Source organism: Streptomyces sp. SUK 48, from assembly GCF_009650765.1.
Taxonomy (GTDB): Bacteria; Actinomycetota; Actinomycetes; order Streptomycetales; family Streptomycetaceae; genus Streptomyces.
Map to the genome: position 1 here is coordinate 6790402 of NZ_CP045740.1, position 23567 is coordinate 6813968.

The 23567-nt window shown below is 73.0% G+C and carries 26 protein-coding genes and 1 pseudogene; 17 read left to right on the forward strand and 10 right to left on the reverse strand.

The features are described from left to right. Window positions 1–102: 102 nt before the first annotated feature. Window positions 103–756, forward strand: a complete 654-nt coding sequence (locus GHR20_RS30130; protein ID WP_111585512.1) for a PadR family transcriptional regulator — start codon at window positions 103–105, stop codon at window positions 754–756. 113 nt (window positions 757–869) lie between these two features. Here GHR20_RS30130 and GHR20_RS30135 read toward each other — a convergent pair whose 3' ends face one another. Continuing rightward, entirely contained in the window at window positions 870–1298 is a 429-nt protein-coding gene (locus tag GHR20_RS30135) for an SRPBCC family protein (RefSeq protein WP_111585343.1), read from the reverse strand. A gap of 381 nt (window positions 1299–1679) precedes the next feature. Between GHR20_RS30135 and GHR20_RS30140 the strand changes: the two genes are divergently transcribed. The 3 genes from GHR20_RS30140 (at window position 1680) to GHR20_RS30150 (ending at window position 4663) form a co-directional block, all read left to right on the forward strand. Continuing rightward, window positions 1680–2339: a Clp protease N-terminal domain-containing protein gene (locus GHR20_RS30140; protein WP_153814935.1), complete on the forward strand. Its 660-nt coding sequence runs from the start codon at window positions 1680–1682 to the stop codon at window positions 2337–2339. Window positions 2340–2432: 93 nt separating this feature from the next. Next, complete coding sequence (locus GHR20_RS30145; RefSeq protein WP_111585345.1) at window positions 2433–3434, forward strand: EamA family transporter; 1002 nt, start codon at window positions 2433–2435, stop codon at window positions 3432–3434. A 191-nt stretch (window positions 3435–3625) separates the two neighbouring features. Next, window positions 3626–4663: an EamA family transporter gene (locus GHR20_RS30150; RefSeq protein ID WP_153814936.1), complete on the forward strand. Its 1038-nt coding sequence runs from the start codon at window positions 3626–3628 to the stop codon at window positions 4661–4663. Here GHR20_RS30150 and GHR20_RS30155 read toward each other — a convergent pair. Continuing rightward, window positions 4645–5325 carry a pyridoxamine 5'-phosphate oxidase family protein gene (locus GHR20_RS30155; protein WP_153814937.1) on the reverse strand — a complete coding sequence of 227 codons (681 nt, stop codon included), beginning with the start codon at window positions 5323–5325 and terminating at the stop codon, window positions 4645–4647. The genes GHR20_RS30150 and GHR20_RS30155 overlap by 19 nt on opposite strands. A gap of 62 nt (window positions 5326–5387) precedes the next feature. Between GHR20_RS30155 and GHR20_RS30160 the strand changes: the two genes are divergently transcribed. Continuing rightward, window positions 5388–6719, forward strand: coding sequence for an aminotransferase class I/II-fold pyridoxal phosphate-dependent enzyme (locus tag GHR20_RS30160; RefSeq protein ID WP_153814938.1), 1332 nt, complete (start codon window positions 5388–5390; stop codon window positions 6717–6719). 46 nt (window positions 6720–6765) lie between these two features. On the opposite strand, the gene GHR20_RS30165 is transcribed toward GHR20_RS30160, so the two are convergent. Continuing rightward, window positions 6766–7731, reverse strand: coding sequence for a DMT family transporter (locus tag GHR20_RS30165; protein WP_194859025.1), 966 nt, complete (start codon window positions 7729–7731; stop codon window positions 6766–6768). Between the two features lie 74 nt (window positions 7732–7805). Here GHR20_RS30165 and GHR20_RS30170 point away from each other — a divergent pair, with 74 nt between their 5' ends. Beyond that, on the forward strand, window positions 7806–8708 hold the full coding sequence (locus GHR20_RS30170) for a LysR family transcriptional regulator (RefSeq protein WP_153814940.1): 903 nt from the start codon (window positions 7806–7808) through the stop codon (window positions 8706–8708). A gap of 16 nt (window positions 8709–8724) precedes the next feature. Here GHR20_RS30170 and GHR20_RS30175 read toward each other — a convergent pair whose 3' ends face one another. Beyond that, a complete protein-coding gene (locus GHR20_RS30175) occupies window positions 8725–9195 on the reverse strand; it encodes a pyridoxamine 5'-phosphate oxidase family protein (RefSeq protein WP_153814941.1) in 471 nt (156 codons plus the stop codon). Window positions 9196–9363: 168 nt separating this feature from the next. Between GHR20_RS30175 and GHR20_RS30180 the strand changes: the two genes are divergently transcribed. The 8 genes and pseudogenes from GHR20_RS30180 to GHR20_RS30215 all read left to right on the forward strand — a co-directional run bounded on the left by GHR20_RS30180 (window position 9364) and on the right by GHR20_RS30215 (window position 16078). After that, window positions 9364–10014, forward strand: coding sequence for a cysteine hydrolase (locus GHR20_RS30180; RefSeq protein ID WP_111585352.1), 651 nt, complete (start codon window positions 9364–9366; stop codon window positions 10012–10014). A 9-nt stretch (window positions 10015–10023) separates the two neighbouring features. After that, complete coding sequence (locus GHR20_RS30185; RefSeq protein ID WP_111585353.1) at window positions 10024–10794, forward strand: HipA family kinase; 771 nt, start codon at window positions 10024–10026, stop codon at window positions 10792–10794. Next, a complete protein-coding gene (locus tag GHR20_RS30190) occupies window positions 10791–11240 on the forward strand; it encodes a DUF3037 domain-containing protein (RefSeq protein WP_111585354.1) in 450 nt (149 codons plus the stop codon). Before GHR20_RS30185 ends, GHR20_RS30190 begins: the two co-directional genes overlap by 4 nt. 150 nt (window positions 11241–11390) lie before the next feature. Continuing rightward, window positions 11391–12152 (forward strand): 3-oxoacyl-ACP reductase FabG, encoded by a 762-nt coding sequence (fabG, locus tag GHR20_RS30195; protein WP_111585355.1) that lies wholly within the window; start codon window positions 11391–11393, stop codon window positions 12150–12152. Window positions 12153–12164: 12 nt separating this feature from the next. Continuing rightward, on the forward strand, window positions 12165–12929 hold the full coding sequence (locus GHR20_RS30200) for an SDR family oxidoreductase (RefSeq protein ID WP_148026880.1): 765 nt from the start codon (window positions 12165–12167) through the stop codon (window positions 12927–12929). A gap of 186 nt (window positions 12930–13115) precedes the next feature. Next, on the forward strand, window positions 13116–14696 hold the full coding sequence (locus GHR20_RS30205; RefSeq protein WP_153814942.1) for an ABC transporter substrate-binding protein: 1581 nt from the start codon (window positions 13116–13118) through the stop codon (window positions 14694–14696). 106 nt (window positions 14697–14802) lie between these two features. Beyond that, window positions 14803–15486 (forward strand): uracil-DNA glycosylase, encoded by a 684-nt coding sequence (gene ung / locus GHR20_RS30210; RefSeq protein WP_111585358.1) that lies wholly within the window; start codon window positions 14803–14805, stop codon window positions 15484–15486. Between the two features lie 86 nt (window positions 15487–15572). Continuing rightward, window positions 15573–16078: pseudogene (locus GHR20_RS30215) on the forward strand (hypothetical protein). A 58-nt stretch (window positions 16079–16136) separates the two neighbouring features. On the opposite strand, the gene GHR20_RS37775 reads toward GHR20_RS30215, so the two are convergent. Together GHR20_RS37775 and GHR20_RS30220 are read right to left on the reverse strand one after the other, a co-directional pair. Further along, window positions 16137–16586: a hypothetical protein gene (locus GHR20_RS37775; protein ID WP_343336025.1), complete on the reverse strand. Its 450-nt coding sequence runs from the start codon at window positions 16584–16586 to the stop codon at window positions 16137–16139. Window positions 16587–16701: 115 nt separating this feature from the next. Continuing rightward, window positions 16702–17214 (reverse strand): DinB family protein, encoded by a 513-nt coding sequence (locus tag GHR20_RS30220; RefSeq protein WP_111585361.1) that lies wholly within the window; start codon window positions 17212–17214, stop codon window positions 16702–16704. Window positions 17215–17337: 123 nt separating this feature from the next. On the opposite strand from GHR20_RS30220, the gene GHR20_RS30225 reads away from it, so the two are divergent. Continuing rightward, window positions 17338–18249, forward strand: a complete 912-nt coding sequence (locus tag GHR20_RS30225) for a Gfo/Idh/MocA family oxidoreductase (RefSeq protein WP_153814943.1) — start codon at window positions 17338–17340, stop codon at window positions 18247–18249. On the opposite strand, the gene lnt is transcribed toward GHR20_RS30225, so the two are convergent. Both lnt and GHR20_RS30235 read right to left on the reverse strand, forming a co-directional pair. Continuing rightward, window positions 18167–19741 (reverse strand): apolipoprotein N-acyltransferase, encoded by a 1575-nt coding sequence (gene lnt, locus GHR20_RS30230; RefSeq protein WP_153814944.1) that lies wholly within the window; start codon window positions 19739–19741, stop codon window positions 18167–18169. The genes GHR20_RS30225 and lnt overlap by 83 nt on opposite strands. Window positions 19742–19949: 208 nt before the next feature. Further along, window positions 19950–20414, reverse strand: a complete 465-nt coding sequence (locus GHR20_RS30235) for a nuclear transport factor 2 family protein (RefSeq protein WP_111585364.1) — start codon at window positions 20412–20414, stop codon at window positions 19950–19952. A 185-nt stretch (window positions 20415–20599) separates the two neighbouring features. Between GHR20_RS30235 and GHR20_RS30240 the strand changes: the two genes are divergently transcribed. Continuing rightward, window positions 20600–21220 carry a DUF4291 domain-containing protein gene (locus GHR20_RS30240; RefSeq protein ID WP_148026923.1) on the forward strand — a complete coding sequence of 207 codons (621 nt, stop codon included), beginning with the start codon at window positions 20600–20602 and terminating at the stop codon, window positions 21218–21220. A gap of 37 nt (window positions 21221–21257) precedes the next feature. On the opposite strand, the gene GHR20_RS30245 is transcribed toward GHR20_RS30240, so the two are convergent. Continuing rightward, on the reverse strand, window positions 21258–21437 hold the full coding sequence (locus GHR20_RS30245) for a hypothetical protein (protein WP_085562683.1): 180 nt from the start codon (window positions 21435–21437) through the stop codon (window positions 21258–21260). Window positions 21438–21676: 239 nt separating this feature from the next. Beyond that, the gene (locus GHR20_RS30250) at window positions 21677–22150 is read right to left on the reverse strand and encodes a helix-turn-helix domain-containing protein (RefSeq protein WP_153814945.1); all 474 of its coding nucleotides are present in this window, start codon (window positions 22148–22150) and stop codon (window positions 21677–21679) included. Window positions 22151–22346: 196 nt separating this feature from the next. Between GHR20_RS30250 and GHR20_RS30255 the strand changes: the two genes are divergently transcribed. Further along, window positions 22347–23516, forward strand: coding sequence for a thiolase family protein (locus tag GHR20_RS30255; RefSeq protein WP_153814946.1), 1170 nt, complete (start codon window positions 22347–22349; stop codon window positions 23514–23516). Window positions 23517–23567 lie beyond the last annotated feature (51 nt).

Below are 23567 nucleotides of genomic sequence, written 5' to 3' on the forward strand. Positions count from 1 at the left end.
GAAAGGGGCTTGGCAGACGATCGGTTCCGATATATCGTTGAGGCATCGCGAACGATACGCGATGCAGACGCAATAGATCAGCGATGGAATGGAGTGATCACCATGCGTGGACATGGATTCGAGCGGCGCGAGGGTCGTGGCCGTCGCGGTATGGACGCGGGCATGGGCGGCTTCGAGGCGCGGCGGGCCGCGTTCGGGCCGTTCGGGCCCGGGGGGCCGGGAGGTCCGGGCGGACCGGGGTTCGGGCCCGGTGGACCCGGCTTCGGTCCGGGGTTCGGGCCCTGGGGGCACCGGGGGCGGGGCGGCCCCAGGGGGCGGGCGCGGCGCGGTGACGTGCGGGCGTCGATCCTGGCCCTGCTGAAGGAGCGGCCCATGCACGGCTACGAGATGATCCAGGAGATCGCCGAACGCAGCGGCGGCGCCTGGAAGCCCAGCCCCGGCTCGGTCTACCCCACCCTCCAGATGCTGGAGGACGAGGGTCTGATCGTCAGCGAGAGCGAGGGCGGCAAGAAGCTGTTCTCCCTCACCGACAGCGGTCGCGGTGCCGCCGAGGAGGGTCCGGAGGCGCCGTGGGAGGAGGCGTCGCGCGGGGTCGACTGGGAGGCGCTGGGCGAGATCCGGCAGGCCGGCATGGGGCTGATGGAAGCCTTCGGCCAGGTCTGGAAGACCGGCACCAAGGAGCAGCGCGAGAAGGCGCTGGCCGTCGTCAACGAGGCCCGCAAGAAGCTGTACCTCATCCTCGCCGACGAGGACTGAGCCGTCGTCGCGGGAAGACGGGGTCAGGGTGCCCCGCGGAGCGGTTCCGCGGGGCCCCTTCCGTGTCCCCGTTCGTCCCCGTCCGTCTCCGGCCGTCTCCGGCCGTCCCCGCCTCAGCCGACCAGCCCGTCCAGCTTGCGCAGCGACTCGGTCAAGGCCGTCGTCGCCGAGTCCTTGAGCCGGGCCGCCATCAGCGACACCGCGGCGCCGGTGAACTCGCCGTCGATACGCAGGTTCGTGGCGTTTCCGTCCGGGGTGAGCGTGTAGCGGGTGGCGACGGTGACCGCCATCGGGCCCTTGCCGCGGATCGCGAACACCCGGGCCGGCTCCAGCTCCTCGATCGTCCAGTCGACCTCGGCCGGGAACCCCATCAGCTTCATGTTCTCCCGGAACGTGCCCCCTACGGCGAGCGATCGCGGACCGCCCGCGGGGAAGCCGGTGTGGGTGGCGTTCCACTCCCCGTACGACGACCAGTCGGTGAGCTGTGCCCACACCTTGTCGGCCGGCGCCTCGATGCGTGCCTCCGCGCTGACTTCGGCCATGCGACCACCCCTTCGGTTCGGGCGAATCCGGCTACGGTGTCGCGGAACGTAGCCCCGGGGCCGTGAACATTCAATACTGATGGAACGTCAGGAATCGAAGGGCGCGGGCGCCTCAGCCGACGCGCCGGAGCATCGCCGCGTCGAACAGGTCCCACGCGCGCGGCAGGGCGCTCTCGTCATGGCGGTGCCACCCGCCCCTGCCCTCCATGTCCCGAGTGACGTACGGCGGTTGCCCGGGCGGTGGTGCGCAAACCGGCACGCGCCCCCGAGACGGATCGGCCGAAATCTCCTCCCCAAGGATGAGATCGCCGAGGGCGATGTCCACTCTGCGTGGGACGCCCACATGGTTCCGCTCGAGGATGACTCGGCCCGTTGTGGCTGATGAGGTGGGGTTGTGCAATCCCGTACCGCCCGTCCGACCGCCTCCGGTCCCCCGAGGCGCACCCGCACCAGGACGCCGCAGGGCTCGGCGCCGAGCTCGCGACGGTGGTCGCCGGTGCCCGCCGCCGGGCCGTGCGGGACGGCGACCGGCAGATCGACACCGCCCATCTGCTGCACTCGCTCCTCGAACAGGACCCCGAGGTGCGCTCCGTCGTGGGCGGCCCGCCCCAACTCGCCCGGCTCCTCGGCTATCTGGTGCAGCGCAGCATCGGCTACGGCCTGCGCTGGCAGGGCAGCGTGGAGGACTCGGACGCCATCCCCGTCGTACCCCGGCCCGCCGCGGGCGACGCGGGGGACTGGTCCCCGGCGGCGGCCGCCGCACTGCACCGGGCCCGGGAGCGGGCGCGGCGGCGCGGCGGGGACGCGGCCGAGGCGCCCGATCTGTTCGCCGCGCTCGTCGCCGACCCGGACTCCCGGGCCGTCGAGGTACTCGCCCGCGCGGGCGTCGACGCCCACGAGCTCTCCGGCCGGATCTCCGCCCTGAGCGCCGACCGCGGCGCCGACTGCGGTGCCGAGCGGGGCTCCGCCTGGATCGAGGCCGGTCCCGGTGAGTTCGGCGCGGCCGGGCCCGGGGAGCTCGCGGGGGACGCGGCCTTCTGAGACCGCCTCGAACCCGGGCGGATTCCCCTCCGCGGTCCATCTCCTGAGACAGGTGTCAACGAGGATGACGCTCCTGTCGCCGCCTGCCATCATGTGCCGGTGCGTACCTCTGAGAGCAGTGACAGCGGCGGCAGAGGCGTCGGGCTGGGGCTCGCGCTCGTCTCCGCGCTGGCCTTCGGCGGGTCCGGAGTGGCCGCCAAGCCGCTGATCGAATCGGGCCTCGACCCGCTGCACGTGGTCTGGCTGCGGGTGACCGGCGCCGCCCTGGTGATGCTGCCGCTCGCCTGGCGCCATCGCGCCCTGCCGCGCAGCCGTCCCGCGCTGCTCCTCGGATTCGGTCTGTTCGCCGTCGCCGGCGTCCAGGGCTGCTACTTCGCGGCGATCTCCCGCATACCCGTGGGCGTGGCGCTGCTCGTCGAGTACCTGGCCCCCGCGCTGGTGCTCGGCTGGGTGCGGTTCGTGCAGCGGCGGCCCGTCACCCGCGCCGCCGCGCTCGGTGCCGTCCTCGCGGCCGGCGGGCTCGCCTGTGTGGTGGAGGTCTGGTCGGGACTGAGCTTCGACGCGCTCGGCCTGGCCTTCGCGCTCGCCGCCGCCTGCTGCCAGGTCGGCTACTTCATCCTCTCCGACCAGGGCAGCGACGCGGGCACCCGGGCGCCGGACCCGCTGGGCGTCATCGCCTACGGCCTGATCGTGGGCGCCCTCGTGCTCACCGCCGTCGCCCGCCCCTGGGAGATCCACTGGGCCGCGCTCACCGGCTCGGCGCGGATGAACGGCACCGCCGTACCCGCCCTCGCCCTGCTCGTCTGGATCGTGCTGGTCGCCACGGTGGTCGCCTACGTCACCGGTGTGGTGTCCGTACGACGGCTGTCCCCGCAGGTCGCCGGGGTCGTGGCCTGTCTGGAGGCGGTGATCGCGACCGTGCTGGCCTGGGTGCTGCTCGGCGAGCACCTGTCCGCGCCGCAGGTCCTCGGCGGTGTCGTCGTCCTGGCCGGCGCGTTCATCGCCCAGTCCGCCGCGCCCGCCGAGGGCTCCCTGGAACCGGTGGCCGCCGGCGGCCCGGAAAGGGCGTTGTCCGGGCAGCGCACCTCGGCTTAAGGTGCTGGTCATGCCGTCCACGCTCGTACTTCCGCCGCCCGCCGCCTGAGGCGGGCCTCCGGGACACCCGCCCGGCGCGAGGAGCGCCGGGCCGGACGGTGCTGCCCGCAGACGAAGTCCGCGCGACCCGATCCATCGGGCCGCCCCCGAACTTCCGCGCCTCTCAGGTGCGTTTCTGCGGAGAAACTCCCTTGTCGAACTCGAACTCGAACTGGAACGCGAACGCGAATACGGACGCGAACGCGAACACGTCCACCGGCCTGCCCGTAGGGCGTGGCCTGCTCTATCTGATCGTCACCGGTGCCGCCTGGGGCACCGCCGGGGCCGCCGCCTCGCTGGTCTACCGGACCAGCGACCTGGGCGCCTTCGGCCTCTCCTTCTGGCGCTGCGCGCTGGGGCTCCTGCTGCTGCTCGCCGGCCGCGGTCTGCGTCCGAGGGCCCGGCGGGCCACCACCGAACCGACGGCGCGCCGGGTGCTGAAGGCCCTCGCCACCGGGCTCGGACTCGCGGTGTTCCAGACCGCCTACTTCGCGGCCGTGGCGGCCACCGGACTCGCCGTGGCCACCGTCGTCACCCTCGGCGCGGGCCCCGTGCTCATCGCGCTCGGCGCCCGGCTGCTGCTCGGTGAACGGCTCGGCGCGGGCGGCGTTCTGTCCGTCGCCGGTGCCCTCGCCGGACTCGCCGTCCTGACCTTCGGCGACTCGGCCGCGACCGTCCGCCCCCAGGGCGTGCTGCTCGCCCTGCTGTCGGCCGCGGGCTACGGCGCCATGACCCTGCTGACCCGCCGGTGGGGCCGGGACGGCGGCGCCGACGCGTCCGCGACCACCGTCGGGGCGTTCGCGGTGACCACCCTGTGCCTGCTGCCGTTCGCGCTGCACGAGGGGCTGCTCCCGCACACCGGTCACCCGGCCCGGCTGCTGTGGCTCCTGTGCTACATCGCCGCCGTGCCCACGGCGCTCGCGTACGCCCTGTACTTCGCGGGCGCGGCCGTCGTGCGCTCCGCCACCGTCTCCGTGATCATGCTCCTCGAACCGGTGACCGCGGCCGTCCTCGCCGTGCTGCTGCTCGGCGAGCGGCTCACGGTCACCACCGTGGCCGGCACCCTGCTGATGCTCGCGGCGGTCGCGGGCCTGACCGTGAGCGAGGGGGCGGTGCGCGGGGGCGGACACCCGGCGGGGTCCGGTGACAACCCCGCCGCGCCGAAGGGGAGTCACTCCCCGGTGAGGTAGTCCGGCAGCGCGGTCCCGGGCGCCAGGTCGGCGTTCGGGACCGGGGCGCCGTACCCCTTGCGGAGCGGGACGACGCCGGCCCAGTACGGGAGGGTGAGGTCCCCGGGCTCGTCGACGGCGTCGCCGGTGCGGATCTTCGCGGAGACCTCGTCCAGGTCCAGGCGGATCACCGCGGTGGCGGCCAGCTCCTTCTTGTTCGCGGGCCGGGAGTCGGCGGCGCGCCCGGCCACGACATGGTCCACCAGGGCGTCCAGCGCGCGGCGCCGCTCCTCGGGGTCGGTGACCTCGTGCGCGATGCCGTGCACCACCACCGAGCGGTAGTTGACGGAGTGGTTGAAGGCGGAGCGGGCCAGGACCAGACCGTCCACGTGGGTCACGGTCAGGCACACCTGGAGGCCCGGATCGGCGGCGCCGGTCATCCGCAGCGGGCGCGAACCCGTCGAGCCGTGCACGTAGAGCCGCTCGCCCACCCGGCCGTACAGCGTGGGCAGCACCACGGGGGCGCCGTCGCGCACGAAGCCCAGATGGCAGACGTACCCCTCGTCCAGTATCGCGTGCACCACCTCCCTGTCGTACGACGCCCGGTCCGCGTCGCGCGTGGGCACGGTGCGGTCGGTCGGGGAGTAGGCGGTGGGCTGGGTCTCCGCGGTGGTGCCGGGCATGACGGTCCTTCCAAGGCGATGCCGACAGGCGATTCGCTTTGTACTAGTGCATAATGGATTTTGTGCTAGGAGAGTATCGGATCGAGGGGCGCGGCGCAGCTGAGATCGCGGCCGACGTCGAGCGCGCGGTGGGCGCCGGGGAGCTGCGCCCCGGCCAACCATTGCCGCCCATGCGGGAGTTGGCGACGCGGCTGGGGGTGAATCCGAATACCGTCGCGGCCGCCTATCGCACGCTGCGCGAGCGCGGGGTGATCGAGACCGCGGGGCGGCGCGGCAGCCGGGTGCGGCCCAAGCCGGTCACCACCGGACGCGATCAGCTGCGGGTGGAGGTGCCGCCGGGCGCCCGCGACCTGTCCACCGGCAACCCGGACCCGGACCTGCTGCCCCTGCTCGCCCCGGCGCTCGCGGCGGCGGCCGAGGCGGGGGACCGGCGGCCCGTCCTCTACGGCGACGACCCCGTCGACCCCGGTCTGATCCGGGTCGCCCGCGCCGAACTCGACGCCGACGGCGTCCCCGAGGGTCCCCTCACCGTCACCTCGGGCTCCCTCGACGCCGTCGAGCGCGTCCTCGCCGCCCACCTCAGACCCGGTGACGCCGTCGCCGTCGAGGACCCCGGCTGGGGCAGCGTCCTCGATCTGATGCCGGCGCTCGGGCTGCGCACGGTCCCGGTGGGGGTGGACGACGACGGTCCGTCGCCCGCGGACCTGGCCCGCGCCCTGGCGGAAGGGGCCCGCGCGGTGATCGTCACCACCCGCGCCCAGAACCCGACCGGCGCCGCCGTGACCGCCGGCCGCGCGGATGCCCTGCGCGCGGTGCTGCGCGCGCATCCGGACACCCTGCTGATCGAGGACGACCACGGCCACGGCATCGTGGACCTGCCCCCGCACCCCCTCGCGGGTGCCACCCGGCACTGGGCCTTCGCGCGCTCCGCGGCCAAGACCTACGGCCCCGATCTGCGCCTCGCCGTCCTCGCGGGCGACCCGGTGACCGTCGACCGGGTCCGCGGCCGGCTGCGCCTCGGCCCCGGCTGGGTGAGCCTGCTGCTCCAGCGCGCGGTGGCCCATCTGTGGAGCGGGGGAGCGGTGGACCGTACGGCGGTGGCGCAGTCGTACCGCTCCCGGCGCCGGCCCTTGATCGACGCCCTCGCCGCCCGGGGCGTCGAGGCCCACGGCCGCACCGGCGTGAACCTCTGGATCCCGGTCCCCGACGAGACCACCGCCGTCGCCCGCCTGCTCCAGTCCGGCTGGGTCGTCGCCCCGGGCGCCCGCTTCCGCCTGGCCTGCCCCCCGGCCGTCCGGGTCACGGTGTCCCCGCTGACCGCGGCGGACATCGAACCGCTGGCGGAGGCGATCGAGGCGGCGGTACGGCCGTCTCCGTCACGGGTGTACGGGTAGCGGCATGCCGCGTCTTTACGGCTAGCGGCATGCCGCGTCCGGCCCCTCAGGCGCCCTTCCGCCCCCGCACCTGGGTGAGCGCCGCCCCCGCGAGCACGATCGCCGCGCCCGCCGGAGTGTTCCAGCGCAGCGTCTCCCCGAGGATCGCGACGCCCGCCGCGGTCGCGATGACCGGGATGAAGTAGGTGACCATCTGCGCGGTCGTGGGACCGACTTCGGCGACCAGCCCGTACTGGAGGAGCACGGCGAGTCCGGTGCCGAGCGCGCCCAGCGCGGCGACGGCCAGCAGCGGCACCAGGGCGAAGTGCTTCGGCATGCCGGTGAACAGGGGAGTGACGACGGCCAGTTGCACCGTGGCCACCAGCAACTGCCCGCCGGTCATCGACAGATGGGAGTTGCCCGTGCCCGCCAGCGTCCGGCGGACGTAGATCCAGCCCACCGGGTAGCTCAGCGAGGCGAGCAGGGCCATCGCCGTGCCGGTGGCGTCGAGGCCGTGGAAGCCCTGCCAGGCGCCGAGCACCGTCAGCACCCCGAGGAAGCCGAGCCCCAGCCCGGCCACCCGGACCCGGGTGGGCCGGTCCTCGGAGAGCGCGACCACGGACAGCGCCATGCCCCACAGCGGCGACGTGGCGTTGCAGATGCCGGCCAGGGTGGAGGGGATGGTCAGCTCGGAATAGGCGAAGAGGGAGAACGGCAGGGCGTTCAGGAAGAACGCCGCGACCGCCATGTGCGCCCACAGCCGGCTTCCGCGCGGCAGCCGCTCCCGCTTGACGGCCATCGCCGCCACCAGCACCGCCGTACCGAAGACCAGCCGGCCGAGGGTGACCTGGAACGGGGCGTACCCGCTCGTCCCCACCTTGATCAGCAGAAAGCTGAAGCCCCAGATCAGCGACAGGGCGCCGAAGCGCAGCCGCCAGTCGAGGCGCGGGCGAGGAGGCGACTGGTCCTGGGTGGCGGGCGACCGGTCCGGCGTGGCGGGGGACGGGGTTCGGGGTGCGGTGACCGTGCTCATGACGCCTACCATGCGGGACCAGACGTCGTAGCACAATCGAGAAATCTCACGAGGTATCTCGTAGGATCGCTTATATGTTGAACTTGGAGCGCCTGCGCACCCTGGACGCCCTGGCCCGGCACGGCTCGGTCAGCGCCGCCGCCGACGCGCTGCACGTCACCACCTCCGCCGTCTCCCAGCAGCTGGGCAAGCTGGAGCGCGAGATCAACCAGCGGCTGCTCGCCAAGAACGGCCGGGGTGTACGGCTCACCGACGCCGGCCGGCTGCTCTCGGAGCACGCGGCGCGCATCCTGTCGCAGGTGGAGCTGGCCGAGTCGGATCTGGAGGCACACCGCGGGCAGGTCGTCGGCGAGCTGCGGCTTTCCGCGTTCCCCACCGCCGCCCGGGGCCTGTTCCCGGTGGCCCTGCGGGCGCTGCGCGCCGAGCACCCGGGGCTGCGGGTGCGCTCCAGCGAGCTGGAGCCGGAGCAGGGCATCGCCGCCGTCGTGCGCGGCGACCTCGATCTCGCGGTGGTCCTGGACTGGTACAACAAGCCGATGCCGGTGCCCGACGGACTGGTCAAGGCGCCGCTCCTGGACGATCCCGCCGAGGTCGCCATGCCCGCGGGCCACCGGCTCGCCGGCCACGCCGAGGTGGACCTCGCCGAGTTCGCCGAGGACGAGTGGATCACCTGGGGCGAGGGCGAGTTCTGCCACGAGTGGCTGATGTTCACCCTGCGCTCCAAGGGCGTGGAGCCGATCGTCGGCCATCGCGCGGGCGAGACCCATACCCAACTCCAGCTGGTGTCAGCGGGGTTGGGGGTGTGCATCGCCCCGCTGCTGGGCCGCCATCCGGTGCCGGACGGCGTGATCCTCGTACCGCTCACCCAGCGGGTGCGCCGGCACGTCTACGTCATCTGGCGGGCCGACGCCGACCGCCGCCCCTCCATCCGCGCGGCGGTCGAGGCCCTGCGCGAGGCCGCGCGGAAGGCCGACTGACCCCGGGGCCGGCGGATCACAGGGCGCCGAGTTTGCGGAAGTCCCAGGAGACGATCCGCTCCGGCACCAGCCGGGCCCACGCGTGCCGGCCGTCGTGCGGCAGCTCGTCCAGACCGAAGTACTTGCGCGCGAACGCCGGTTCCACCGAAACGAGTTCGGGGCAGGGCCGCCCGGTGCGGGGCGCCTCGCCGACAAACTCCACCCGGCCCGCCAGCTCGGCCCCGCGCAGCTCGCCGTACTCCTCGCCCGCGTCGACCACCACCGCCACCCGGGGATCGCGGCCGAGCTGGGCCCAACGGCGGCTGCGCACCAGCGAGTAGAGCCACAGCGCGCCGCCGTCCCAGAGGAACCAGAGCGCGCTCGCGTGCGGGGCGCCGTCGGCGGAGACGGTCGCGACCCGGCAGGTGCGCTGTCCGGCCAGGAACGCGTCCAGTTCGCCGGGCGACATCATGATCCTGCGGCCCCGGCGCTGCTCGGCGGCGGACATGCGGCCTCCTCGTCGTCGTACTCGTCGTACTCGGCGTACCGGAAATCCCTTCCGGTGGCGATCCTCTGACATGACGTCAGGAAAGGGAACGGCCCGGCCGCCCTCGTCTTCCCTCTCCCGCGCGCGGCCGTTACCCTCACCGCCCCGGGCTCCGGCGAAAGGCAGGCGATGGCGGCGTACGAGCGGCTGGGCGACCTCCTCGATCCCGCGCACACCGTGCTGCTGACCGTCGAGTGCCAGCGGGGCGTGGTGGGACCGGACGCGGCCCTGCCCGAACTCGCCCGCGCGGCCCGCTCCTCGGGGGCCCTCGGCAACGTCGCCCGGCTGGTCGACGGCGCGCACCGAGCCGGTGTCCAGGTGATCCACGCGATCGCCGAGCGCCGCCCGGACGGCCGGGGCGCGAACCGCAACGCCCGGCTGTTCCGCGCCGCCGAACGGCTGCCCGTGCACCAGCTGTCCGGCAGTACGGCGGTGCGGGTCGCGCCGCCGATCGAGGCCGCCGAGGAGGATCTCGTCGTACGGCGGCTGCACGGTCTTTCCCCGCTGCACGGGACCGGCGTCGACGCCCTGCTGCGCAACCTCGGCTGCCACACCCTGATCGTCACCGGCGTCTCGGCCAACGTGGCGATCCCCAACGCGGTGTTCGACGCGGTCAACCTCGGCTACACCGCCGTCGTCCCGGCCGACGCCATCGCGGGGGTGCCCGCCGACTACACCGCCGCGATGATCCGCCACACCCTCGCCCTGGTCGCGACCGTCACGACCACCGGCGAGGTGCTCGGGGGTCTCGCGCCCCCGCGCCGCGGCCGGCCCCAGTAACCTGGGGCGATGCTCAAGGAAGTCACCGCGACCCGCTACATCACGCCGCTGCGTGAGGGCGGCTCGCTGCCGGGGCTCGTCGAGGCCGACGACTTCGGGACCTACGTCATGAAGTTCACCGGAGCCGGACAGGGCCGCAAGACCCTGGTCGCCGAGGTGGTGTGCGGCGAACTCGCCCGGCGCCTCGGCTTCCGGGTGCCCCGTTTGGTCACCGTCGAACTGGACTCCGTGCTCGGGCTCGGTGAGCCCGAGCAGCAGGTGCAGGACCTGCTGCGCGGCAGCGGCGGCACCAACCTCGGCATGGACTTCCTCTCCGGCGCCCTCGGCTACGACCCGCTCGCCTTCGCGGTGAGCCCCGAGGAGGCCGGGCGGATCATCTGGTTCGACGCGCTGATCAACAATGTGGACCGCTCCTGGCGCAACCCCAACCTCCTGGTCCACCGCGGCGAGCTGTGGCTCATCGACCACGGCGCCACCATGATCTGGCACCACAACTGGCCCGCCGCCGAGAAGTCCGCGGCCCGCCCCTACGACGCCGCCGAGCACGCCCTCGCCGGCTTCGCCCCCGACCTCGCCGCGGCCGCCGCCGACCTCGCGCCCCGCGTCACCGAGGACCTGCTCGCCGAGGTCACCGCCGAGATCCCGGACGCCTGGCTCACCGGAGAACCCGGCTTCGGCACCCCGGACGAGCTGCGCCGGGCCTACGCGCGCCCGCTGCTCGCGCGCGCCGCCGTCATCGCCGAGCGCATCACCGGCACCGGCACCCAGGAGGGCAAGTGAGCGAGACCCACATCCACATGGCCGGCCATGTGACCGAGCGCCACATCACCCGGGCCGGCCAGGGCGGCGACCGGGACGTCTTCGAGTACGCGCTGATCAGGGTCGTACCCCGGATCGAACGCGGGGAGTGCCTCAACGCGGGTGTGGCCGTCTACTGCCGCGCCCAGGGCTACGTCGGCGCCCGCACCCACCTGGACGAGGACCGGCTGCGCGCCCTGGACCCGGCGGCCGACGCGGCCGGGATCAGGGCGGCGCTCACCGCGATCGAGCGGCACTGCGCGGGCGGCGCCGGGGCCGGGCAGGCGGCCGGGGACGACGCCGGACGGCGGTTCCGCTGGCTGATCGCCCCCCGCTCCACCGTGGTCCAGCCCGGACCGGTGCACACCGGCCTGACCGCCGACCCGGCCGCCGAGGCGGAGCGATTGCTGGACCTCCTGGTGAGGTAATGGATCACAACGGCCGGATGAGCCGTTGACACCGGGTGCCAGGGCTTCTAGCGTCGGGTGGGCTGAAGATACTAAGCGGTCGCTCACCGCACCGGAAGGCCCTCGCGCAGGGTCGTACGGGTTCTCTCAAGGGGCGAGGAGAAACAGCACATGTCCACCACTGAACAGCGGGTCGCGGTCGTCACCGGCGCCGCGCGCGGCATCGGTGCCGCGACGGCCGTACGGCTGGCCGCCGAGGGCCGCGCCGTCGCCGTGATCGACCTGGACGAGGCCGCCTGCAAGGACACCGTCGAGAAGATCACCGCGGCCGGCGGCAAGGCCATCGCGGTCGGCGCCGACGTGTCCGACGAGGCGCAGGTCGAGGCCGCCGTCGCCCGGATCGCCGCGGAGCTGGGCGCCCCGACGATCCTGGTCAACAACGCGGGCGTGCTGCGCGACAACCTGCTGTTCAAGATGAGCGTCTCCGACTGGGACACCGTCCTGAACGTGCATCTGCGCGGCTCGTTCCTGATGACCAAGGCCGTGCAGAAGCACATGGTCGACGCCGGCTTCGGGCGGGTCGTCAACCTGTCCTCCTCCTCGGCGCTCGGCAACCGCGGCCAGGCCAACTACTCGGCGGCCAAGGCGGGTCTCCAGGGCTTCACCAAGACCCTCGCCATCGAGCTCGGCAAGTTCGGCATCACCGCCAACGCCGTCGCCCCCGGTTTCATCGCCACCGAGATGACCAAGGCCACCGCCGACCGTGTCGGCATGGGCTTCGACGACTTCAAGAAGGCCGCCGCCGGCGCCATCCCGGTGCAGCGCGTCGGTGAGCCCGAGGACATCGCCAACGCCATCGCCTTCTTCACCGGCGAGGCGGCCGGATTCGTCTCCGGCCAGGTGCTGTACGTCGCCGGCGGACCGCTCGACTAGGGGACACCGCACATGACTTCCGCAGAACTCCCGCCCCTGTCCGGCAAGGTCGCCCTGGTCACCGGGGCCAGCCGCGGCATCGGCTACGGCGTCGCCGAGGCCCTCGTCGCGCGCGGCGACCGGGTGTGCATCACCGGCCGCAACGAGGACGCGCTCAAGGAGGCCGTCGACAAGCTCGGCGCCGAGCGGGTCATCGGCGTGGCCGGCAAGGCGCACGACCTCGGCCACCAGAGCGAGGCCGTCGAGCGCACCATGGAGGCGTTCGGACGCCTCGACCACCTGGTCAACAACGCGGGCACCAACCCGGTGTTCGGGCCCATCGCGGACCTGGACCTGAACGTCGCCCGCAAGGTCTTCGAGACGAATGTGATCTCCGCCCTCGGCTTCGCCCAGAAGACCTGGCACGCCTGGCAGAAGGACAACGGCGGCGCGATCGTCAACATCGCCTCGATCGCGGGCCTCGCGCCCTCGCCGTTCATCGGCGCGTACGGCGTCAGCAAGGCCGCGATGATCAACCTGACCCAGCAGCTGGCGCACGAGTTCGCGCCGAAGGTGCGGGTCAACGCGATCGCCCCGGCCGTGGTCAAGACCAAGTTCGCCCAGGCCCTGTACGAGGGCCGCGAGGAGGAGGCCGCCGCCTCCTACCCGCTGGGCCGGCTCGGCGTGCCGTCCGACATCGGCGGCGCCGCGGCGTTCCTCACCTCCGCGCAGTCCGACTGGGTCACCGGTCAGACCCTCGTCGTGGACGGCGGGCTCTTCCTCAACGCCGGGGTGTGAAACCACCTCCCGGGCGCCGGATTCCGGACGGGCCGGCGCCCGGGGCACCGCACAGCGGACGCGGCGGAGGATGACAACGTCGTCAGCGCTTTTTCGATCAAGTGGCCATGTTCCAAGGGAGGTTGGGCGCACTGACGCTGCGGTAAGGTCTGCCGACCTTGGTAGGCGGATCGAGGAGCGTGCGCGTTGTTCAACCGGAACCGATTCCTGCGGTCAGTCGCGGCGATCGCCTCCGTGTCGCTGTCGGCCGGCGGCTGCGGTCTGCTGTCCGACGGGGACTCGGGCAGCGGGAACCCGATCGTGGTCGGCACCACCAGCGCGCCCAGCACCCTGGACCCGGCCGGCGCCTGGGACGGTTCCTGGGAGCTGTACCGGAACATCTACCAGACGCTCCTCGCCTACCCGAACGGCGCGACGGCCCCCCAGCCGGACGCCGCCCAGAGCTGCGCCTTCGCCGACTCGTCGAGCCGCACCTACCGCTGCACGCTGCGCGCGGACCTGAAGTTCGCCGACGGCGACCCGCTGAACGCCGAGGCGGTCAAGTACTCCGTCGACCGCATCCGCGCCATCGACGCCCCGGCCGGCCCCGCCGGACTGCTCGGCAGCCTCGACAGCGTGGACACCTCCGGCGACCGCGAGGTCGTCTTCCACCTCGGCAAGTCCGACGCCACCTTCCCGTTCGTGCTGGCCACCCCGGCCCTGTCGATCGTGGACCCGAAGGACTACCCGGCCCGCGCCCTGCGCACGGGCTCCGGGGCCGACGGCTCGGGGCCGTACCGGCTCCAGTCGTACCAGGAGGGCCGGCAGGCCGTCCTGACCAGCAACGGCGGCTACCACGGCTTCGCCCGGCGGCAGAACGACGCGGTGACCATCCGCTACTTCCAGGACTCCGCCGGCATGGTCAAGGCGCTGCGCGCGAAGCAGATCGACGTCACCTACCGCGGCCTCGCCGCCGACGACATCCTCGCGCTCCAGCGGCAGGGCAACTCCGACCTCCAGCTCGTGGACGGCGCCGGCACGGACATCAGCTACCTGGTGTTCGACCCCAGGGACCCCTGGGCCGGACGGCCCGCCGTGCGCAAGGCGATCGCCCAGCTGGTGGACCGGGGCGCGATCGCCCACAAGGTCTACAAGGACACCGTCGACCCGCTGTACTCGATGGTCCCCAAGGGCCTCGTCGGGCACACCACCGCCTTCTTCGACACGTACGGCGACCCGAGCACGGACAAGGCCCAAACGATCCTTCAGGAGGCGGGCATCCACCAGAGGGTCCCGCTGACCCTCTGGTACACCACCGACCGCTACGGCTCCGAGACCGCCTTGATGTTCAAGGAGCTGAAGCGGCAGCTGGAGGGCTCCGGGCTGTTCACCGTCACGCTCGAGAGCCGCCCCTGGAAGAGCTACGTGGTCGGCTACCAGAAGGGCGAGTACCCGGTGTTCGGCCGCGGCTGGTCCCCGGACTTCCCCGACGCGGACAACTTCATCGCGCCCTTCACCGGCGCGCACAACGCGCTCGGCACGCCCTACCCGGCCAAGGAGATCACCGACCGGCTGCTGCCGCACGCGCGGGCGCAGAGCGACCGTGCCAAGACGGTCGGCGACATGGAGCGGGCCCAGCGGATCATCGCGGGCGACGCGCGGTTGCTGCCGCTGTGGCAGGGACGGCAGTACGTGGCGGCCAGCGACGACATATCCGGCGGTGAGCAGGCGCTCGACCCCTCGACGATCATGATGATGTGGACGCTGCACCGTAAAACCAGCTGGTGAGCGGTGGGGAGCGGACCTTCGGGGGCCGTTGTCAGTGGTCGCCTGTAGGTTCTGCATCCTGAAGTGACCGCACGCGGTAATTGATCCACATCGTGAGGACGTTGACGTGACCGACATCGCCATGCTGCCCGAGTCCTGGCGCGGGGTTCTGGGCGACGAACTGGAGCAGCCCTACTTCAAGGAGCTGACCGAGTTCGTCGAGGAGGAGCGGGCGAAGGGCCCCGTCTACCCGCCGCGCGAGGAGGTCTTCGCCGCGCTGGACGCCACGCCGTACGACCAGGTGAAGGTGCTCGTCCTCGGCCAGGACCCGTACCACGGCGAGGGCCAGGGCCACGGCCTGTGCTTCTCGGTCCGTCCGGGCGTGAAGACCCCGCCGTCGCTGCGCAACATCTACAAGGAGATGCAGTCCGAACTGGATCTGCCCGTCCCGGACAACGGCTATCTGATGCCGTGGGCCCGGCAGGGCGTCCTGCTGCTCAACGCGGTCCTCACCGTGCGGGCCGGCGAGGCCAACTCGCACAAGGGCAAGGGCTGGGAGAAGTTCACCGACGCCGTGATCCGCGCGGTGGTCTCCCGCCCCGACCCGGCCGTGTTCGTGCTGTGGGGCAACTACGCGCAGAAGAAGCTCCCGCTGATCGACGAGGAGCGGCACATGGTGGTCAAGGGCGCGCACCCCTCCCCGCTGTCCGCGAAGAAGTTCTTCGGCTCCCGCCCCTTCACCCAGATCAACGAGGCGATCGCCCGCCAGGGCCACGAGCCGATCGACTGGCGCATCCCGGACCTGGGCTGACGGCGGCGTCGGCGCCGCCTGACCGGGAATCCGGGCGGCGCCGGTTAGCGTCGGTGCACGACAGCGGACGATCGCCGGAGGACGCGGTGGCGGAGCGAGGGGAACAGACGGCCCTGGACGAGGTGCTGACACGGATCGGTCAGGTCGTGATGCTGCACCACGCCGGTGACCGTGAGGAGGCCCGCAGCCGTTTCCTCGACCTGTGGGCGGAGATCGGCGAGGACGGGGATGCGCTGCACCGCTGCACCCTGGCGCACTATCTCGCCGACACCCAGGACGACCCCGCCGACGAACTCGCCTGGGACCTGCGGGCCTTGACCGCCGCCCGGGAGCTGCCCGACGGCGATCCCCGGGGCGTCACGGGCTTCTTCCCCTCCCTCCACCTCAACCTGGCCGCGGACTACATCAAGCTGGCCCGCCCCGAAGCCGCCCGCACCCACCTCACCGACGCCCGCACCGCCGCGGAGTCCCTCGCGGACGACGGCTACGGAGAGGGCGTCCGGGCGGCGATCGGACGGCTGGAGCTGCGGCTGGCGGAGGGTGGTCCGGGGGCCGGGGGTCCTGGGGGCCGCCCAGGCAGCGGCCCAGTTGAGGGACGGCTCTTGAGGGGGGTGTCGACGGGGGCGCCGGCCGCTGTGGCGCCACCCCGTTCAGTGACGGCCGTACGTCTGTTCGCAGATCTTCGATTCCGGGCTGTTTCCGCGCCAGCCGCCGTACTCGCGGCCCAGGTCGCAGACGTCCGCGGGGACGCGCTGGGAGGTACGCGGCGGTGCCTGGGCGGGGCGGTGGGCCTGGGGTGGCCGGGCGCGCGGGGGAGCGGCCCGGTGCGCGGGCGGTGGCGCGGCCTGGTTTCCGTGCGGGGCGGGCCCGGGGGTGGTGGCCGGCCCTTGGGAGGGGCCGACCATCTCCAGCGCCTCCCGCGCCGGTGCCTGCACCACCCGTGGTGACGCGCTGCCGTCCGTGCGGGGCGCCGGGTGCTGCGGGGGCGCGGCACTCGGCGGCGGTCCCGGTGCCGCCGTGTGCCGTACCGTCACACAGCCGGTGAGGGCCGAGACGGCGACGGTGACCAGAAGCGCTGTGGTGGTCGTCGTTCGATGCACCCGGGCAACGATGCTGGTTCCGGACCCGGTTGGCATCAAAGAGTCGAGCCGGAGGCGCCCGCCCGGGTGAACTCCCGCACCGAACGAGGGGTTTTCGCCCCGCGCGGCTGACGCCTCAGGCGCCGGTGCTGCCGTCGATCCGCTCCCGGAGCAGATCCGCGTGTCCGTTGTGCCGGGCGTACTCCTCGATCATGTGGGTGTAGATCCAGCGGAGCGTGAAGTACTCCTTGCCGGCGCGGTCCGTGCGCCGGGACAGCTCGTCGAGCGAGCGGCCCGCGGTGTCCCGCCGGGCCCTCTCCACCTCGGCCCGGTGGGTGGCGTGCGCCTCCTCCCAGGTGTCCGCCTCCGTGACATGGAAGTCGCCGTCCGCGTCGTCCTCGGAGCAGTAGAGGACGCCGAGGTCCTCGTCCAGCAGCACCTCGTGGAACCAGAACCGCTCGACCTCGGCCATGTGCCGCACCAGTCCCAGCAGGGTCAGCTCGGAGGGCGGCACCGAGGCGGTCCGCAGCTGCTCGTCGGTCAGCCCCTCGCACTTCGCGATCAGGGTCCGGCGGTGGAAGTCCAGCCAGCCCTCCAGCATCTCGCGTTCGCCGGCGTTCAGGGCGGGTTCGTCGCGCTCACTCGTCATGCCCTCATCCTCACCGGTCGAGTGCGCCCGCTGCCAGGGGATTTCAGCTGCCCAGCGGCCCGGCGGGCGGCCCCCGTATGCTGCCGGAGACGTACAGCAGGGCGAGCCGCAGGGGAGAGACACGTGAAGGTCGGCTGCATCGGACTCGGGGACATCGCGCGGAAGGCGTATCTGCCGGTGCTGAGCGCGCTGCCCGGGGTCGACCTCCATCTGCACACCCGCACCCCCGCCACCCTCGCCCGGGTCGCCGACGGCCTGCACCTGCCCGCCGGGCAGCGGCACGACAGCCTCGACTCGCTGCTCGCCGCCGGCCTCGACGCGGCCTTCGTGCACGCGCCCACCGCCGCCCACCCCGAGATCGTCACCCGGCTGCTCACGGCGGGCGTCCCCACATACGTCGACAAGCCGCTCGCCTTCGAACTGGCCGACTCCGAGCGCCTGGTGGAGCTGGCCGAGGAGCGGGGCGTCTCGCTGTTCGTCGGCTTCAACCGGCGCTACGCCCCCGGGTACGCGCAGTGCCTGGAGCACCCGCGCGAGCTGATCCTGCTCCAGAAGAACCGGGTCGGGCTGCCCGAGGAGCCGCGCTCGATGATCCTCGACGACTTCGTGCACGTCGTCGACACCCTGCGCTTCCTGGCGCCGGGCCCGGTCGACGACGTCACGGTCCGCGGCCGCGTCCGGGACGGGCTGCTGCACCATGTGGTGCTCCAGCTCGCCGGTGACGGCTTCACCGCGCTCGGTGTGATGAACCGGCTCAGCGGTTCGGCGGAGGAGATCCTGGAGGTCTCCGGGCAGGACACCAAGCGCCAGGTGCTCAACCTCGCCGAGGTGATCGACCACAAGGGCCAGCCGACCCTGCGCCGGCGCGGCGACTGGGTGCCGGTGGCCCGCCAGCGCGGCATCGAACAGGCGGTCCACACCTTCGTCGACGCCGTGCGCGCCGGGCAGCTGCTCAGCGCCCGGGACGCGCTGGCGACCCATGAGCTGTGCGAGCGGGTGGTACGAGCGGTTCAGGACCTCCCCGGCGCAGCCTGAGCGCCCGGACGCCCTCGCCGGCGCACAGCGCGGCCAGCACCAGCAGCGCGGCGTGCACCGGCCAGTCGCCGTAGCGGACGTACGGCGTGATGCCGTGCGCGAGCGGCACGTCGTACACCCGTGCGGTGCTCGCGCCGGTCCCCAGCCAGGGGCCGAGCCGCTGTCCGCCGGGCCCGTACACGGCGGAGACGCCGGTGAGGGTCGCGTGCACCATCGGGCGGCCGGTCTCGGCGGCGCGCAGCGCGGCCAGCGAGGCATGCTGCTTGGGCGCCCAGCTGTGCTGGAAGGTAGAGGTGGAGGACTGCCCGAGGAGCACGTCCGCGCCGTCCTCGGCGAGATGCCGGCTCATGTCGGGGAACGCGGTCTCGAAGCAGATCAGCGGGCCGATCCGCAGTCCGTGCCCCACGTTCATCACGACCTGCTCGGTGCCGCGCCTGCGGTCCTCGCCGGCTGCCTTGCCCACCGAGGTGGCCCAGCCGAGCACGGAACGGGCCGGTATGTACTCGCCGAACGGGACCAGGCGCATCTTGTCGTACCGGTCGCCGGTCGGGCCGTTCGGGCCGATCAGCACCGAACTCTTGTAGATACCGGGCCGGTCGGAGCGGCGGGCGTCCACGTTCACCAGCACGTCGGCGCCGGTCGCGCGGGACAGCGCGGCGATCCGCCGGGACAGATCGGGCCGGTCGGCGAGGTCGTAACCCACGCTGGACTCGCCCCACACCACCAGGTCGACGTCCTGCCCGGCGATCCGCCGGGTCAGCCGCTCCTCCCGGTCGAACCGCACCTCCGGGCTGTCCCGCCCGGCCACGACGCCCGGCTGTACGACGGCGATCCGCGTCCTGCCGTCGATCTGCGGCCGGGGGGCCCACGCCCACGCGGCGGTGGTCGCGGCGGCGGTGGCGACCACCGTGGCCACCGCGGGCATCCGCGCGCCGCGGACGGCGATCAGCACGGCCGCCGCCACGTTCACGGCCACCACCAGGAAGCTCAGCAGCCACACCCCGCCGACCGAGGCCAGCCGCAGCGCCGGTGCCACCTGCCACTGGCTGGCGCCCAGGATGCCCCAGGGGCCGCCGAGCCCCTGCCAGGAGCGGACCAGCTCCGCCAGCAGCCAGCCCGAGGGCAGCACGAGGAGCGCGACGGCGCACCGCCCGGGGGAGGGGGTGCCGCCCAGATAGCGGCGGACCAGCCAGCCCCAAGGCATCCAGAGCAGGCCGAGCAGCGCGCCGATCAGGAAGATGAACACATGCAGGCTCGGCAGCAGCCAGTGGTGCACCGCGATCAGGTAGCCGAAGCCGCCGCACCAGCCGTCGTACGCCGCCCGCCGTCCGGTCGGCGCCGAGCGGGCCAGCAGCAGCCACGGGACCAGGGCGACGTAGGCGGACCACCACAGCGACGGCGCCGGGAACGCCGGCACGGGCAGGGCACCCGCGAGGGCGACGACGGCGGAGCGCCGCCAGGGGGAGGTCAGCCACCGGTCGATCGTCGTCATGCGGAGCCTCCCTACCCCAGGGCTCCAGTGTGCGCGCCGCAAGCGATCTACGACAGGGGGCCTGCCGGCCTCCGTGACGGGGGTCCGCCGGCCTCCGCGACCGGGGGCCTGCCGGTCCCGCCGATCACCGCCGCGATCACCGTCCGGGGCCGTCACCTCCGCTTCCCGGGCCTCACTGTCCGGGGCCGTCACCTCCGCTTGCCGGGCCTCACCGTCCGGCGGCCGTCCTCCGCCACTTCTCGGTGACCACGACCTCGCCGATCCGCCAGCCCTCGGGGGTGCGCAGCAGCCCGAAGTCGTACCGGCCGCCGCACTCCAGATCCGGCGCCGCCGGGCCGTCCCCGTCCGTGCGGCGCATCGGGTTGAAGTAGTCGGCCCGCACCCGCGCGGTGTCCCCGGTGTCATGCTCCAGGACCCCGAACCGCACCCGCCGGTTGACGATCAGATGCTGCCGCACGGCGAACCGCGCCAGGTTCTCGGCGAGCCACCCGGCGACCTGCCCGGCCTCGCCCTCGATCCCGCCGGACGAGCGGTAGTCGGCCCGTCCCCGGGGCGTGAACAGGCCCGGGTACGCCGCCCAGTCACCGTCGTCCACCGTCACCGCGTACGCGGTGACCAGCTCGTCCACGGCCAGCCGGTCCAGTACGGTCGCGAGTTCGGCACGCTGCGTCATCGGCTCAGTCTTGGCCACGGCGCGGGCGGAGCCAAGGGGTATGCGGGGAAATTCGGCGGTTCGGGCGAGCGGGAGAACCCGTGGCGGCCGTACCGGCGGAAGGGGCCGCTCGTGCCGGTGGGCCGGGCTGCTCGTACCGGTGGGGCCGGGAAAACCGGTGGCGCGACCGGGTGCGAGCGCCGAACCTGTCCTCCGTGAACGATCAACCCCTCGCCTCCGAACCGAAGTTCCGTATCCGCGCCCGCTACACGGACACCACGATCACCGTCTACCAGGCGTACCGGCCCGCCATCGGCCTCGCCGCCGCGCGCACCGGGCGGTTTCCGGGGGAGTGGAAGCGGGAGAGGATGACCTGGATCAAGCCGTCGTTCCTCTGGATGATGTACCGCTGCGGCTGGGGCACCAAGGAGGGGCAGGAGACCGTGCTCGCGGTCGACATCGACCGGGCGGGATTCGAGTGGGCCCTGCGGCACGCCTGTCTGTCGCACTACGTGTCCGGGGTGCACGCGGACCGGGCGGCCTGGCAGCGGGAGTTGGGGCGGGCACCGGCGCGGGTGCAGTGGGACCCGGAGCGGGACCTCCACCACAACGCGCTGCCCCACCGCTCGCTGCAACTCGGGCTCGCCGGCGAGGCCACGCGGCGGTACGCCGATGAGTGGATCGTCGGCATCGAGGACGTGACCCCCCTCGCCCGGGAGGTGCACGCGGCGGTGCGGGCCGGGGAGCGGGAGAAGGCCGAGGCGCTGCTGCCCGAGGAGCGGGCGTATCCGGCGGCGGAGGGCGTGCTCGCGCACCTGGGGGCGTAGGGCCCGTCCGGCGGATCAGGCCCTGGAGGGCGGCCCGTCAGGCCGCCTTGATGATCTCCTCGCGGATCGCCTTGGCCCACTCCACGACCAGCAGTTCGTACTCCGCGCGCTCCTGGGCCGAGAGGGAGCCGCCCGTGCGCAGCCAGAGCGCCCGGATCTGCTCGTTCACCTCGGCGGCAGACCGTGCGGAACCAGGGGGCGGGAAATGGGGGGACATGCGGAACAGCCTAGGGGCAAGGGCTGACACTGCGCTACCGCACCGCTACGCAGAACGTATGTGGTTGGTCACCGCCGCCGTCCGCCGCACCCCGTGGTCGGCCCAGTTCAGGTGGCATATGCCGGGCCGAGTTGACGCCGGGTGGTGTCCGGGAGATGGCCGAAACGGGGGCGCGGAGCCTCTGTGAGACGGGTGACAAGTGGGTCAACTGCCCTGTTCAGCGGGGAATTTCAGGAATCTCAGGAGGCCGCCGCGGGGCCCCGCACGGTCCAGCCCGGCGTCTGCGGGTGGGCCGTCAGGTCGTCGTGATGGACGGGGGAGCCGCAGGCGCGGCAGGTGACCACCGGGACCAGCTCATGGCCGCAGCTGTGCTCCATGGTCATGGGCAGGTCGGTGTGGTGCCGCAGGTGGCGGTCGCCCCACTCCTTGAGCGCCATCAGGACCGGCTCCAGCTCCAGGCCCGCCGCGGTCGGCCGGTAGTCGAAGCGCTGGGGATGCTCGCTGTAGGCGCGCTTGGTCAGCACGCCGGCCTCCACGAGCCGGCGCAGCCGGGCGGCCAGGATGTCGCGCGGGGCGCCGATGTTCCGTGCCAGCTGGTCGAACCGGCCGTTGCCCAGGCACACCTCCCGCAGGACGAGCAGGGAGTACTTCTCTCCGACCACCGCGAGGGTGTCGGCGATGGAGCAGGGGCGCGGGTCCTTCGGTGCGGCCATGCGGTCCAGTTTAGTTGAGGGTTTGGTTTTCCAACCCTCGCGAACAGTGTGGTTTCTCCTGCGTCGGCGGTACGGGTTCCCCTGTGCCGACCGTGGGTTTGATTTTCCAACCCACCCGGCTATGGTGAGTTTGGATTTCCTACCCACCGGTAACCCCGCTCGTGAACGAGCCCGCTCCGCCGCAGGAGGCCGCACCATGCGAGACGCAGTGATCGTCGAGGCCGTACGCACCCCGATCGGCAAGGGCAAGCCCACCGGTGCCCTCGCCCAGGTGCACCCCGTCCAGCTGCTCGCCCACACCCTGAAGTCCCTGGTCGAGCGCTCCGGCATCGACCCGGCGCTGATCGACGACGTGATCGGCGGCACCGTCGACCAGGTCGGCGAGCAGGCCATGAACACCACCCGGTACGCCGTGCTCGCCGCCGGGCTGCCCGACACCGTCCCGGCCACCACGGTGGACCGGCAGTGCGGCTCCTCCCAGCAGGCCGTGCACTTCGCCGCCCAGGGGGTGATCGCCGGCGCGTACGACATGGTCGTCGCCTGCGGCGTGGAGTCGATGAGCCGGGTGCCGATGTGGTCCAACGTGCCCGCGGGCAAGGACCCCTTCGGGCCCGGTGTCGCCGCGCGCTACCCCGAGGGGCTGCTCCCGCAGGGCATCAGCGCCGAGCTGATCTCCGCCAAGTGGTCGCTGACCCGCGCGGAGATGGACGCCTTCGCGGTCTCCTCGCACCACAAGGCCGCCGCGGCCTGGCAGGCCGGGCTGTTCGACGCGGAGACCGCGCCCCTGGAGGGCGTCACCCGCGACGAGTGCGTACGGCCCGACAGCACCCCGGAGGTCCTCGCCGGGCTCAAGCCCGCCTACCACGACCCGAACTTCGCCGAGCGCTTCCCGCAGATCGAGTGGAACATCACCGCGGGCAACACCAGCCCCCTCAACGACGGCGCCTCCGCCGTCCTGATCACCTCCAGCGAGACCGCCGCCCGGCTCGGCCTGCGCCCGCTCGCCCGGCTGCACAGCTTCGCGGTCACCGGCTCCGACCCGCTGCTGATGCTCACCGGGGTCATCCCGGCCACCGAGAAGGTGCTCGCCCGGGCCGGTCTCTCCCTCGGCGACATCGACCTGTTCGAGGTCAACGAGGCGTTCGCCAGCGTCGTCCTCGCCTGGCGGCAGGAGACCGGCGCCGACCTGGACAAGGTCAATGTGAAGGGCGGCGCCATCGCCCTCGGCCACCCGCTCGGCGCCAGCGGCACCCGGCTGACCACCACCCTGGTGCACGCCATGCGCGAACGGGGCGCCCGCTACGGCCTCCAGACGATGTGCGAGGCGGGCGGTCTCGCCAACGCGATGATCCTGGAATCCGTCTGACGTGAGGCCGGCGCACCCCCGGTCACCGGCCCCCGGTCACCGGCGCCCGCG